The organism is Planctomycetota bacterium (genome assembly GCA_016125255.1).
Lineage (GTDB): Bacteria > Planctomycetota > Phycisphaerae > Phycisphaerales > Zrk34 > RI-421.
On sequence record WGMD01000007.1, the window covers coordinates 1 to 13,626 of the forward strand.

Here is a 13,626-nt window from a genome sequence, read left to right on the forward strand (position 1 = left end):
CACACCCCCTGACCCCCTTCCTCTTTCCCCCTCCCCCAACCCCCCTCCCCCTTCCCCCACCCCGATCCCCAACCCCCGATCCCCGATCCCCGACCCCCGATCCCCGATCCCCGATCCCCGACCCCCAAATCACACCCACTCGTCAACGCGCCCCATCGCTCCGCAGCTCATAAATCCCACCCCCCGCCAACCCTGCGGTGCGCATCGGCGCGCCGGTGCGCACCGCAGGAACAATACACCCCTCGCCCAAGCCCCTTCACGCCCTCAAAAACGCCCCTCGAATTTCGCTTCGCCACCCCCGTGCGCGCTTTTGCCACCCCCATGCGCCTTTCGCGACACCCCCATACGAATCGCCGCGAAATATCCGGCTCGTCCTTCCCACTTTCGCGTCACCCCGCCCCCTGTCCCCAACTCCCCACGCCGCATTCGCCGCCCCCGACCCCGACCCCAAAGGAGTCGGCTATATCACCGACCCGTCCCGGGTCGCTCGGGGCATTATTGGGCGCGCATGACGAAAAGTGGCCGTATATCTCTTGCGCCCCTTGCGCCATGAATCTTCGCCGACCATCGAGTAACATCATGCCAACCGCATGGCTATTCCTGGAGGGTACTAAATGTCCAGTGTGTACAAACGGCAAGGTGAACGGATCAAAGAAATGTTACTTCAAGCGAAGGGGGGTGAGAAGGAGTTTGAGTACACTAAATTTCGAGAACGCTTCGGCTTGGCACAGCGGAACAACCGCGAACTGAATAAGATTCGAAGATATCTCGCAAAGGAATGCGACGTACTTGTCTATCCGAAGGTCGGCGGCAAGCGCAAAAGGGGGACGACCTTCGATTGGAGCCAGTATCGAGATACGAGCACCAAGATTGTCTGTCGGCTCCGCGGATCTGGAACCACGTCGCCTTCATCATCAAGCAAAACACCCACAATTCAAGCTGCGTCGGATGTCTGGATCACCGATTACAACCATATGCAAATTGAGGCGGCAGAAGGGAGAAACCCCTCCTCGCTGCATGACTACCAAAAGCAGGCGGTTCAGAAGCTGAGTGAGAAAATGATCTCGGGCTTTTCGGGTATCCTGGTTCTACCGACCGGGGGCGGAAAGACGCGAACCGCTGTGCATTGGCTCCTCAAGGACGTAGTCGACAACAATGGCAAGGTGCTCTGGCTCGCACATCGCCACGAATTGATTGAGCAAGCAGCAACTGCGTTCTGTAATGCAGCGTATCGGGGTGATAATCTCCCAAACCGACCCGCTTTCAATTGCAGGAAGGTCTCCGGCAGTCACGCGCGGCCGTATGATCTGCAAAAAAACGATGACGTGGTCATCGCTAGCGTTTTTAGTCTCGGCCGTTCACACGGGCTCAAATGGCTGCGCGAACACTGGCTCGATGACAAACGTCCCGTTTGCATGGTGATCGACGAGGCCCATCACGCGCCGGCAAAAACATACAGGACTGTGATCGACGCTGTGAAGGGAGCATCGCCAAACGTGCGCACTCTCGGCCTGACCGCAACGCCGTGGCGCACATCGCCGCGTGAACAGGGTCTCCTCAAGCGGATGTTCCCGGGAGACATCGTGCATAGCGTCGATCTTCGAGAACTGATCAACAGAAAATTCCTCGCCAAACCATGCATCGAAGACGTGCTGACCCACGCTGCCATGGAGCTGAGCGACAAGGATGTAGACAAGCTGATACGACGTGGTGGTGACATCAGCGCGCTCGGTGAGCAAATTGCCAAGAATCTTGGCACGAATGCCGCACGCAATAAGGCGATCGTGGACCGCTACGTCCAGAAACGTCGTGATTACGGTCGGACGATTATCTTTGCTATCAACGTGGACAACGCCATCGCACTGCAACGGCTGCTCAGGCAACGAGGCGTTAGAGCGGACTATGTGGTTGCGGATGTCCGCGACGCTACTCACCGGGTGCGTATTGATACGGAGAGGAATCGCAAAGTCGTCAGCAGCTTCAAGAAAGGTGAACTGGATGTTTTGGTCAACGTGAACATTTTGACCGAAGGTTTCGACGATCCGTCGGTCAAATCGGTTTTTCTGGCGCGTCCGACGATGTCTTCCATCCTGATGATGCAAATGGTGGGCCGTGCTCTGCGCGGGCCTCGCGTGGGTGGGACCGAGACGGCGAACATCGTCAGTTTTATCGACAACTGGTCGCAACGAATCCACTGGACAAGCCCGAAACAACTGATTGCCATCGAAGAAGCGCAATTCGCGATTTCGAGTACAGATCGTCGTGCCTCTGTCCGAAAGCTGGTGCTGATCAAGCTGATCGAAGACTACGCCGTACTATTGAACAGTCAGGTTGTCGTGCAGGACGCCTTTGGCGATCTACCGTTTTTCCGACGAATACCCGTCGGTGTGTTCACCGTGTCGATGTTGGACGATTCGTCCAGCGTGACGTCTGAATCGGATGATCCTGGCCATCCTACGGACGATCTTGTCGACCTAGCGGATGACGTCCTCGTTTTCCAGGAGACACTGCCGGCCTTCGAGCGGATGTTGAAAGAGATTGAGCCGGAATCCATTCCATCTGTGGACACCGCACACTTTGATCGATACGTCACGCGCACAATGGATCAATATTTTTCTGACGTCGCTGGGCTGCGCGTGGCGCCTCGTGAATCAGAACTCCGTGTACTCCTTGGGAATGCGGCGCAGCGGCGTGAATGGCCGCAGATGCAAATGATGGATGGGCGAGACAATTTTGACCCGGCCTCGCTTGCCAAAGAGATATGCCGCCTCGATTTAGGACCTCGCGCGTTAGCCGCGATCATCGAGGAAAGATGGAATAAGGAGGATCACTGGAAACTGCTATATCCGCGCTATGACGATTTCTATCGCCAAGTGAATGAGATGATCATGGTTGAAGCCAAGCCGCCTTCCGTCAGTCCGTCATTCGAACCGAGGGTTATTCATGCAAAGAAGCAGGCAGAAGATTGCTCGATGAGCGAGTTGTACGATCAGGACAAGGCAACTTGGCGCAAAATACGCAATGCGGTGTATGAGAAGCATCGCGTTCCCCGCACCCGCGAATATAAGTGCGCACTCACAGGGTGGCAAAGCGCACGCACGACCGAGTTCGAGATCGATCACATTCACCCCCGGGCCGCGGGTGGAAAAACCGTCGCGGACAATCTTCGACTCGTTCGACGGCGGGAAAACGCCCGGAAAGGCGATCGCATTGAATATTGAGAAAAATATGTCGCGGTAGGATGAGTCAAGCGCAGCGGACCCGTCGTGCTTTGCGAGTTCATGTTCAATCTCGCGGCTGCGTGATTGCGTGTGGGCGGGTTGTTCGTTCGGAAAGTGTTGCGTTCATCCGCGGGCGATTGTGATGCGGGGCGGGGTTGGCACGGGCATGTTCGTCGGGAGCGTTGGGGTCCCACGCTTGGAAAGCGTGGGCTTCGGGGGGGGGTGATTGTCAGGCGTCGCGGAAGGACCAGACGGCGGCGCCTTGTTGGGCGTGGTTGAGGATGTATTGGTAGACGCGGAGTTGGTGGGCGCGGTCGGCGATGGGTTTGACTTTGCCGCGGCGGGCCCAGATGCCGCCGGGGGCGGCGAGGCGGGCGGCGGCGAGGGATTTGGCGGATTCTTTTTTGGCGATGCCCAGGTAGTGGCGGGCGGGGTCGTCGAGGGAGGAGGTTCTGGTCCCACGCTTGGAAAGCGTGGGCTTCTGACGGAGGGTAGCGGGGAGGCGGACGAGGACGTGGAGGTGTTCGGCGGAGATGGCGAGGGCGAGGACCTGGAGATGGTGGATATCGACCATGGCGAGGCGAACGGCTAGGGCGGCGGCGCGGCGGGCGGCGGGGGACAGATGCACCGGGGGGCGGGTCATGTGTTTTTGGGTGTGATCGAGGAGGCCGTCGTATCGACCGGGGGGCGGGGGATTTTTGTAATCGCCTTCGATGTGCTCGCGGTGATCGCGTGTGCGGAACCCGCGCTCGTCGCCGGGGGGCCAGGTGCCGAAGGTGTTGGCCATGAGGTGGAACCAGTCGTTCCATGCGGGCATGGGGGGGGCCTCCGAAAGGGTCCCACGCTTGGAAAGCGTGGGCTTCTGCATATGCAGCACTTCCTTATGAAGCCCACGCTTTTTAAGCGTGGGGGGTTCATCGTTCATCCCTCGGCGCCGGGGGATTGGTCGAGGGCGTCGCGGGCGGCGTCGGCGAGTTATTCGAGTTGTTCGAGGAAGCGGGCGCGCTGGGACATGGGGATGACGGAGAGGATCTGGGACTGAAGATCGACGGCGATTTTGCGGGCCTGGGTGTAGGCGGCGAGGCCTTTGGGTTTGAGGGAGACTTGTTTGGCGCGTCGGTCGGAGGCGTGGGCTTTGCGTTCGATGAGGCCGGCGGACTCCATGCGGTTGAGCACGCTGGTGACGGTGTTGGGGTCGGAGGCCATCAGGTCGGCGAGTCGGCGCTGGGTGAGGGATTCTGAGGCGCGTTCGTGGAGCCAGCGGAGGACGGTGAACTGGTCGGGGGTCAGGTTCAGGGGGGCGAGTCGGCGTCGGAAGGCCTGATTCAAGCTGTACCAGGCCCGGCGGAGCTGCGGGGGGAGGCGTCGCTGGGAGGGGTCGTCGATGGGCGGCTCGTTGAAGTCGATGTGCGATGATGCTGCGGGCATGGGAAGGCGCTTGCCTCGATTTATACGTACAGGTAGAATCAACCCCGCCGGTCACGTGCCGGACACTTTCTCTTTATAAGCTAAAGGCGTTGCGATGAAAAATCTCCTCTGGACCCTCGTGCTGGGCGCGGCCGCATTGAGCGGGTGCGCATCGCAATCCACTTCCACCCAATCGACCGCCGCCGCGCCGGCGAAGTCGGACGCCAAACCGACGGCGAGCGCGCCGACGAAAGCGCCGATGGCGAAGCGCGCCCCGGTCGTGGGGTGGCTCAACTGGCGGGGTCCGCAGCAGAACGGGACATCGCTGGAGACGAATCTGCCGGACAAGTGGGAGGTCGGGGACAAGACGACGTTGTGGACGCTGGACCTTTGCGGGCGCGGGACGCCGGTGGTGACGGGCGGTCGGGTTTACGCATGGGGCTACCGGGGCGAGCGGGAGAATTTGCAGGAAGTGCTCGCGTGTCTGGATGAGCAGACGGGCAGGACGATCTGGGAGAAGACGTTCACGGACTATCTGAGCGATGTGGTGTACGACCGGTACGCGATCGGCGCGCCGACGATCGACGCGGAGACGGGGAACATATATCTGCTGACGACGCCCGGCGACTTGATCTGTTTCACGCCGGACGGGAAGCAGATTTGGGAACGGGCGATGATGGAGGACTTCGGGCGGCTGACGTTCCCCAACGGTCGCACGGGCGCGCCGGCGATCGATGGGAATCTCGTCATTGTCAATACGATCTCGACGAACTGGGGCGGGGAAGGTCCGCCGCGGAATCGGTTTTATGCGTTTGACAAGACGACGGGCGAGCCGGTGTGGTCGAGCACGCCGGGCGTGGGTCCGCCGTTTTTGAAGGACAGCTCGTTCTCGACGCCGATCTTTGCGTATGACCCGGACGGCCGGCGTGTGTTTTACGCGGGGATCGGATCGGGGGCGCTGGTGTGCATCAATGCGAAGACGGGCGATCCGTTGTGGCGGTACCAGGTCGCCATCGGCGGGGTGAATTCGTCGCCGGTGCTGTATGGCGACAAGGTCATCGAGATCCACGGCGTGCAGAACATCGACTCGACGGAAACGGGGCGGCTGTTCTGCGTCGACCCGCACGCCAAGGCAAGCAAGACGGACGCGGGGGCGCCGACGATGGGCAAAGACGCGCAGGTGTGGCAGGCGAGCTTGAGCATGTTCACCAGCTCGCCGGTCATCGTGGGCAATCGGGTGTATCAGCTTACGGACACGGGCGAGCTGGCGTGCGTCGATGCGGACAATGGGAAGATTTTGTGGAAGAAAAAGCTGGCGCCGGATCAGATTCACGCTTCGCCCTTGTGGGCGGACGGGAAGCTGTACGTGCCGATGAACAACGGGACGTTTTACATTCTGCGTCCGAGCGATGAGGGCGTCGAGGTGCTGAGCAAGACGCAGCTTGATGGCTTCTGCCTCGGTTCGCCGGCGGTTTGGAACGGGAAGATTTACGTGTTCACGACGAAGCATCTGTACTGCTTTGGGGCCAAGGACAACAAGGCGCATCTGCCGCCGGCGGTGGCGGCGACGCCCGAGCCGAAGGCGGGTCCGATCACGCAGCTTCAGGCGATGCCGTCGGAGGTGGTGCTCAAGCCGGGCGGGTCGCAGAAGTTCACGGTGCACGCGCTGGACGCCAAGGGTTATTCGGCGGGCGAAGTGAGCAAGTTGTCATGGGAGAAGTTCATCCCGCCGACGGCGAAGGTCAAGGCGGAGATGGATGCGATGTTCAACGCCAAGGGCGAACTGGCAGCGACGGCGAACGCCAAGGAGTCGGCGGGTGCTTATCGCGCGACGGCGCTGGAGCTGCCGGGAGCGCCGGCGGACGCGACGAAGAAGGTGCAGGGCACGATCCGCGGGCGCGTGCTGGAAGGGCTGCCCATCAAGGAGGACTTTGAGAGCTTCGACCTGACGGAGGATCATCCGACGGACAAGGTCAAGTTCGCCTACCCGCCGCTGGATTGGATCGGGGCGCGGTTCAAGTGGGACATCCGCGAGAAGGACGGGTCCAAGGTCTTCGCCAAGACGCTCGACAATCTGATTCTTCAGCGGGCGACGACGTTCATCGGCCCCAGCGACCTGTCGGACTACACGATGCAGGCGGACCTGATGACCGACGGCAATCGGCGCGTCGCCAGCGATGTGGGGCTGATCAATCAGCGCTACATGATCACGCTCAAGGGCAGCCACGGCATCATCGAAGTGACGAGCAACTATGAGCGGCTGATGGTGACCAAGCCGTTCGATATGAAGCCAGGCACGTGGTACACGCTCAAGACGCGCGTGGATGCGAACAAGGACGGGAGCGGCGTGGTGAAGGCCAAGGCGTGGCCGCGCGGCTCCGATGAACCGGCGGAGTGGACCATCGAAGTGCCGGTCGAGCATGCCCATACGCACGGCTCGCCGGGGCTTTTCGGCTTCGCGCTGCAGAACAAGTTCAGCGTGTACGTGGACAATATTTCGATCACGGCGAACAAGTGAGACGCAGGCCGCGAGCGGCCTCGCCAAACGACAAGCAAAGAGAGCCCATCATGAAGATCAAACATTCGATGACCATCGCGGCGTGTGTGGCGATTGCGGGGCTGAGCGCGGGCGGTTACGGCGCGGACTGGCCGCAGTGGGGGCGGACGGTCAATAAGAACATGGCGGCGCCCGACGAGAAGAACCTGCCGACGAGCTTCGATCCCGGCAAGTTCAAGGACGGCACGGAAATCGTCGACATGGCGACGACGAAGAACATCCGCTGGGTCGCCAAGATGGGCAGTCTCACGTACGGCAACCCGACCGTGGCGAACGGGCGCGTGTATGTGGGCACGAACAACGACGGGCGCGGCGATGATCGCTTTAAGGGCGACTACTCGATCCTGCGCTGCCTTGATGAAAAGACCGGCAAGGAAATCTGGACGCTGACCGTGCCCAAACTCGGGGCGGGGAAGGTCAGCGATTGGGAATACCTGGGCATCGCGTCGTCGGCGGCGATCGACGGCGATCGCGTGTACATCGTGACCAACAAGTGTCAGGTGCTGTGCCTGGACGCCAACGGTCTGGCCAACGGCAATCAGGGCGAGCAGGATGAAGGTCAGCAGATGGCCGAGCCCGGCGCGCCGGCGGTCGAGGTCAAGCCGAACGATGCGGACATCATTTGGCATTACGACATGCGCGACGAACTGGGCGTCTTCCCGCACAACATCACCTCCAGCAGCCCGCTCGTCATCGGCGACCTCGTCTACGTCTCGACCTCCAACGGCGTCGACTGGTCGCACACCAACATCCCCAACCCCAAAGCCCCCTGCCTCATCGCCCTCGACAAAAACACCGGCGAACTCAAGGGCGAAGAGGCCAGCGGACTGAGCCAGCGCATCTTCCACGGCGACTGGACCAGCCCGTGCTACGGCGAAGTCAACGGCAAGGGACTGATCCTCTACGGCGGACCGGACGGCGTGTGCTACGCCTTCGATCCGATCCCCGTCAAGGACGCCGACGGGTACGGCATCCTCAAGGAAGTCTGGCGATACGACTGCAATCCGCCCGAATATCGCATGAAGGACGGCAAGCCCATCAAGTACACCAAGCCCGACGGCCCGAGCGAAATCATCTCCACGCCCGTCTTCCACGACGGCAAGGTCTACGTCGGCATCGGGCAGGACCCCGAACACGGCGAAGGCGACGGCAACTTCACCTGCATCGACCCCACCGGCACCGGCGACGTCACCAAAACCAAAAAATACTGGAGCTTCAAAGGCATCAACCGCTCCCTGTCCACCCCCGCCATCGCCGACGGCCTCGTCTTCATGGGCGACTTCAGCGGGTTCGTCTACTGCTTCGACGCCTCGACCGGCGAACTGTACTGGAAGCACGATTCGCTGAGCCACATCTGGGGCTCCGCGCTCGTCGCCGACGGCAAGGTCTACATCGGCAATGAAGACGGCGACGTGCTCATCTTCGCCGCGTCCAAGGACAAAAAGGAACTCGGACGCGTGACCATGCCCGACCCCGTCTACTCGACGCCGATCTGCGCCAACGGCGTCATCTACCTCGCCACCAGCACCCAGCTTTACGCCATCGAGAGCAAGTAATGAACAAGGTCGTCTGGATCATCGTCGCGCTGCTCTTTTTGGCGCATCACGACTTCTGGTACTGGGAGGACCGGTCCCTGGTGATGGGCTTCATGCCCGTCGGTCTCTTCTATCATGTGATCTACTCCATCGCCGCCGGACTCGTCTGGCTCCTCGCCGCCAAATACGCCTGGCCGGCGCACATCGAAGAATGGGCCGACGAATTCGAGAAGTCGGGCACCGGGGAAAATGCCCGGGGAACTTCCGGGGGAACTTCCGGGGGAAATCACTGATGTTCACCACGCTGACCCTGTCCGCGGCTTCGATGCTGCCCTTGTGGATCATCCTCGGCTATCTCGCCCTACTCATCGGGCTGGGCCTCGTGTCCAACACCTTCTTCAAAGGCACCGCTGCCGACTACTTCGTCGTCTCGCGCTCGGTCGGGTCCTTCCTTCTGCTCATGAGCGTGTTCGGCACGACGATGACCGGCTTCGCGCTCGTCGGCTCGACCGGCGAAGCATTCACCAGCGGCATCGGCGTGTATGGACAGCTCGCGTCATGGTCCGGCCTGATGCACTCGGCGGTGTTCTTCATCATCGGCATCCGCCTCTGGGCCGTCGGCAAGCGCTACGGATATCTGACGCAGTGCTCGTACTTCCGCGACCGCTTCGATTCGCCGTCGCTCGGCTACATGCTCTTTCCGATTCTCGTCCTGCTGCTCATTCCGTATCTGCTCGTCGGCGTCATCGCCTCGGGCAAATTCCTTCAGGCGACGACCGCGGGCATGTTCCCCACGGCGTTCCCCCTGCCTGATCTTCCCGGCGGCAAACCCAATCCGATGTCCGGCTCGCTGCCCCCGGCATGGGGCGCGCTGATCGTCTGCGGCGTCGTGCTCTTCTACATCTTCTTCGGCGGGCTGCGCGGTGCCGTCTGGGCCAACACGTTCCAGACCATCGTCTTCATGACGACCGGCGTCATCGCCTTCTACATGATCAGCCAGAAACTCGGCGGGCTCGAAGCGGCGACGCACAAGCTCCTCGAATCCAAGCACGCCGATCGAGCCGCGCGCGGCCAGCAGATGGGCCAGCTTCAGTTCTTCAGCTACTGCCTCGTGCCGCTTTCGGTGGGCATGTTCCCGCATCTGTTTCAGCACTGGCTCACCGCCAAAACCGCAAAAAGCTTCCGCCTCACCGTCGTCGCCCACCCGATCTTCATCGCCATCGTCTGGGCTCCGTGCATTCTCATCGGCATCTGGGCGGCGAGCATGTTGCCCGAGACGATGAACCCCAATGCGATCCTCGGCCTGATGATCCGCAAGCTCGTCGATTCGCCGATGCTTCTGGGCCTCGTCGGCGCCGGCGTCCTGGCGGCGATCATGTCCTCGCTCGACTCGCAGTTCATGTGCTTGGGCACGATGTTCACGCAGGACATCGTCGTCCGCGCCGTCGGCAAGGACCGCTTTTCCGACAAGCAGAAGGTCTGGATCAGCCGCGCGTTCATCCTCGGCATCGTCGGGCTCACGTACGGGATCGCGGTGTACATGATGGCGGACCCGAACCGATCCAAGAGCGTCTTCTCGCTGGGCGTCTGGTGCTTCTCGGGTTTCGCGAGTCTGTTCCCGCTCTCGTTCGCCGCGGTGTACTGGAAGCGCGCGACGCGCGCCGGGGCGCTGGCGTGCGTCATCGTCACCGCCATCGTCTGGATCGCCTTTTTCTATCACGACATCTTCGTCCCCAAGCCGCCGGACTCCGAGAACGAGGCGCTGGTGCTGGGCATGATGCCGGTGGTGTTCATCTTCGCCGCCTCGGTCGTGACGCTCATCACCGTCTCGCTCCTCACGCCCGCGCTGCCTCAGCCCACGATCGACAAGTTCTTCGACCCGCAAGCCAAATCATGACCGCTGGAGATTCGCCTCGATGACTTCGAACGTCACCACCGACCCCGTCGCCGCTGCGCAGCGCGCGCTCGATGAGCATGCCGTGCAGATCGTGCAGTGGCACTTCTCGCCCGAGACCGGCTGCCCCTACTGGCTCGACTTCGCCGCCAAAGCCGACTTCAATCCGCTTTCGGATGTGAAATGCTTCGCCGACATCATCCGCCTTTTTCCGCATTTTCAGGACGATGCGCTGCGCTTCGAGCCGCTCGACCGCTGGGTGCCCAAACCCTACAAGGGCCGCCCGTTCTGCGTCTTCGAGACCGGCGGAACGACCGGCATGCCCAAGCAGCGCATCGGATGGGACGACTACAAGATCGACTACGAGCAGTTCTCCGAGACGCTCGACGACGACGCCTTCCCGCGCGGGGGGCACTGGCTGATGGTCGGCCCGACCGGGCCCCGCCGCCTGCGCCTCGCCATCGAACACCTCGCCAACTACCGCGGGTCATCGTGCATGTTCGTCGATCTCGACCCCCGATGGGTCAAGAAGCTCATCAGCTCCAAGCAGTTCGACCAGGCCAAGGCGTACATGGAGCACGTCGTCGATCAGGCGACGATCATCCTCAAGCATCGCAAAGTCACCGCGCTGTTCACCACGCCCAAACTCCTCGAAGCCCTCGCCGAGAAAATCAGTCTCCCCGAAGCCGGCATCAAGGGCGTCTTCGTCGGCGGAACCACCATGACCCCGCAGTACGTCCGCTTCCTCATCGAAGAAGTCTGCGAAGGCGAAACCAAACTCGTGCCGACCTACGGCAACACCCTCATGGGCCTCGCCGCGCACAAGCCGCTCACCCCCGAAGACAACTACTCGATCACCTACCACGCCCCCCAGCCCCGCGCCGTCCTGCGCGTCGTCAACCCCGATCAGACCGACCAGCTCGTCGACTACGGCCAGTGGGGCCGGGTCGAACTGACCACCCTGACCCGCGAACTGTTCATGCCGCGATTCCTCGAACGCGACGAAGTGATTCGCCGCAAGCCCTGCGAGCAGTATCCGTGGGATGGGGTTGGCGATGTGAGGCCGTTTGGGGCGTCGAAGCAGACGATTGTTGAGGGAGTTTATTGATTTTCCATTGACCATTTTCCAGTTGCCATTTTCCATTTTGAGGAACCGGCGATGACTTCCAGCCAGCAACGAGCCGACGACTTACAGGATCGCCTCATCGATCTGGCGGTCAGGATCATCAAGCTGGCGGACGCACTGCCCAAGACGTCGGCCGGCGCTCACATCGCCAACCAAGTCCTTCGATCCGGCACGTCGCCCGCTCCGAACTACGGCGAAGCGCGCGGCGGGGAGAGCCGCTCCGACTTCAAGCATAAACTTGGCATCGTCCTCAAGGAGCTCAACGAAACCGCAATCTGGCTCAAAGTGATTCAGCGCAGCAAAATCGTCAAACCCGCGCTCGTCGACAGTCTGCTCGACGAAACACAACAGCTCGCCCGAATCATCACCGCTTCCGTCAAAACCGTCCGTGCCGCCCGCCCAATGGAAAATGGCAAACGGCAAATGGAAAATGGAAAATAATGTCTTCCACCCCCCACATTCCCGCCCTCCGCTTTGGCAAGCCCTACGAAAGTCTCGACAAAATCGAGGTCCCCATCCTCGGCGGCCAGACGCTGGCGGCGACGGTGTCGCAGGTCAACGCCGGCATGATCAAGCGCGACGCGCGCAAGTTCGCCGACGCGCGCGCGGCCCTTCGCAAGTTCACCACCGCGCAGCTTCTCGCCATCTGCGAAAAGGCCGGCGAATTTTTCATGACGGGATCGCTCCCGCTCGGCGATGGCGTGCAGTCGGCGGAGGACTACATTCGGCAACTGTCGTCGACGAGCGGTCTGCCCTACACGCTGGTCCGCGCGAATATGGCGAAGATCAACGAGGTGTTCACGCAGATGTCGACGATCCTGCGCGGGCTGACGCGCGGGCTTGATCTTTCGATCATCGACGCCGGCGCGGGCGAACAGGCGGGCGTGCCGGTGAGCTACTTTCCGACGACGACGGCGCTGGGCGTCGTGCTGCCGAGCAATTCGCCGGGTGTGAATTCGCTGTGGATGCCCGCGTTCGCCCTGAAAATCCCGGTGATTCTCAAACCCGGGCGCGAGGAGCCGTGGACCCCGTATCGGATCATTCAGTCGTTCATCGCCGCCGGCGCTCCCGCTGAAGCGTTCGGTTTCTATCCGACGGATCACGAGGGCTCCGCCGCCGTGATGGACGCGTGCGGTCGTTCGATCATCTTCGGCGGGCAGGACACCGCCGACCGCTACGCCGGCAATCCCGCCGTCGAAGTACACGGCCCGGGCTGGTCGAAGGTGCTCATCACCGGCGACGCCGCCGACCGCTGGCCCGATTATCTCGATGTGCTCGTCAAGTCCATCGCCGGCAACTCGGGGCGTTCATGCATTAACGCCTCCGCCATTGTCGTTACCCGCAACGGGCGCGCGATCGCCGAGGCGCTGGCGAAGAAGCTGGCGGCGATCAAACCGCTCGCCCGTGAGGACAACGCCGCGATGCTCAGCGGATTCGCCAACGCCAAGATGGCCCAGTGGATCGACGCCCAGATCGACGACGGGCTCAAGACTTCCGGCGCGGAAGACCTGACGGCGAAGGAGCGCGGCGGATCGCCCCGCATGGTCGAAGTCGACGGGATCACGTACCTGATGCCGACGATCATTCACTGCGACAACTGGTCGCACCCTTTGGCGAACCGCGAGTTCATGTTCCCGTTCGCGAGCGTCGTCGAAGTGCCCGAAGACGAGATGCTCGAAAAGATCGGGCCGTCGCTGGTCGTCACGGCGATCGGCGCGAGTGATGGGTTTGTCGATGACCTGCTCACGTGCCCGTTGATTCAGCGATTGAACATTGGGCCGCTGCCGACGTCGGTGGCGAAATGGGACCAGCCGCACGAAGGCAACCTGTTCGAATTTTTGTATCACCGTCGCGCGATCCAGCGGGCGGGCGCGCCCGTATGAGTC

At 61.7% G+C, this 13,626-nt stretch carries 9 protein-coding genes and 1 pseudogene; 8 read left to right on the top strand and 2 right to left on the bottom strand.

The genetic code is table 11. The annotated features are described in order from the left end of the window. The first annotated feature begins 614 nt into the window (after positions 1-614). A complete protein-coding gene (locus GC162_07725) occupies positions 615-3,221 on the top strand; it encodes a DEAD/DEAH box helicase (protein ID MBI1368530.1) in 2,607 nt (868 codons plus the stop codon). Positions 3,222-3,450: 229 nt separating this feature from the next. Here the strand turns inward: GC162_07725 and GC162_07730 are convergent, their stop codons facing one another. Further along, entirely contained in the window at positions 3,451-4,038 is a 588-nt protein-coding gene (locus GC162_07730; GenBank protein MBI1368531.1) for a hypothetical protein, read from the bottom strand. A 158-nt stretch (positions 4,039-4,196) separates the two neighbouring features. Continuing rightward, positions 4,197-4,649: a MarR family transcriptional regulator gene (locus GC162_07735; GenBank protein MBI1368532.1), complete on the bottom strand. Its 453-nt coding sequence runs from the start codon at positions 4,647-4,649 to the stop codon at positions 4,197-4,199. Positions 4,650-4,743: 94 nt separating this feature from the next. On the opposite strand from GC162_07735, the gene GC162_07740 reads away from it, so the two are divergent. The 7 genes and pseudogenes from GC162_07740 (at position 4,744) to GC162_07770 (ending at position 13,623) form a co-directional block, all read left to right on the top strand. Further along, positions 4,744-7,146 carry a PQQ-binding-like beta-propeller repeat protein gene (locus tag GC162_07740; protein MBI1368533.1) on the top strand — a complete coding sequence of 801 codons (2,403 nt, stop codon included), beginning with the start codon at positions 4,744-4,746 and terminating at the stop codon, positions 7,144-7,146. Positions 7,147-7,214: 68 nt separating this feature from the next. Beyond that, a complete protein-coding gene (locus GC162_07745) occupies positions 7,215-8,741 on the top strand; it encodes a PQQ-binding-like beta-propeller repeat protein (protein ID MBI1368534.1) in 1,527 nt (508 codons plus the stop codon). Next, positions 8,741-8,941, top strand: a pseudogene (locus GC162_07750) (hypothetical protein). The gene GC162_07745 and the pseudogene GC162_07750 overlap by 1 nt, the downstream one beginning before the upstream one ends. A gap of 104 nt (positions 8,942-9,045) precedes the next feature. Further along, positions 9,046-10,617 (top strand): sodium:solute symporter family protein, encoded by a 1,572-nt coding sequence (locus GC162_07755; GenBank protein MBI1368535.1) that lies wholly within the window; start codon positions 9,046-9,048, stop codon positions 10,615-10,617. Positions 10,618-10,636: 19 nt separating this feature from the next. Further along, complete coding sequence (locus GC162_07760; protein MBI1368536.1) at positions 10,637-11,722, top strand: AMP-binding protein; 1,086 nt, start codon at positions 10,637-10,639, stop codon at positions 11,720-11,722. A 51-nt stretch (positions 11,723-11,773) separates the two neighbouring features. After that, complete coding sequence (locus GC162_07765; protein ID MBI1368537.1) at positions 11,774-12,181, top strand: four helix bundle protein; 408 nt, start codon at positions 11,774-11,776, stop codon at positions 12,179-12,181. Then, positions 12,181-13,623 carry an aldehyde dehydrogenase family protein gene (locus GC162_07770; protein ID MBI1368538.1) on the top strand — a complete coding sequence of 481 codons (1,443 nt, stop codon included), beginning with the start codon at positions 12,181-12,183 and terminating at the stop codon, positions 13,621-13,623. Before GC162_07765 ends, GC162_07770 begins: the two co-directional genes overlap by 1 nt. Positions 13,624-13,626 lie beyond the last annotated feature (3 nt).

Excerpts from the sequence above, each read along its gene's own strand:
- GC162_07725 (MBI1368530.1), top strand. The coding sequence starts at position 615 with ATGTCCAGTGTGTACAAACGGCAAGGTGAACGGATCAAAGAAATGTTA.
- GC162_07730 (MBI1368531.1), bottom strand. The coding sequence starts at position 4,038 with ATGCCCGCATGGAACGACTGGTTCCACCTCATGGCCAACACCTTCGGC.
- GC162_07735 (MBI1368532.1), bottom strand. The coding sequence starts at position 4,649 with ATGCCCGCAGCATCATCGCACATCGACTTCAACGAGCCGCCCATCGAC.
- GC162_07740 (MBI1368533.1), top strand. The coding sequence starts at position 4,744 with ATGAAAAATCTCCTCTGGACCCTCGTGCTGGGCGCGGCCGCATTGAGC.
- GC162_07745 (MBI1368534.1), top strand. The coding sequence starts at position 7,215 with ATGACCATCGCGGCGTGTGTGGCGATTGCGGGGCTGAGCGCGGGCGGT.
- GC162_07755 (MBI1368535.1), top strand. The coding sequence starts at position 9,046 with ATGCTGCCCTTGTGGATCATCCTCGGCTATCTCGCCCTACTCATCGGG.
- GC162_07760 (MBI1368536.1), top strand. The coding sequence starts at position 10,637 with ATGACTTCGAACGTCACCACCGACCCCGTCGCCGCTGCGCAGCGCGCG.
- GC162_07765 (MBI1368537.1), top strand. The coding sequence starts at position 11,774 with ATGACTTCCAGCCAGCAACGAGCCGACGACTTACAGGATCGCCTCATC.
- GC162_07770 (MBI1368538.1), top strand. The coding sequence starts at position 12,181 with ATGTCTTCCACCCCCCACATTCCCGCCCTCCGCTTTGGCAAGCCCTAC.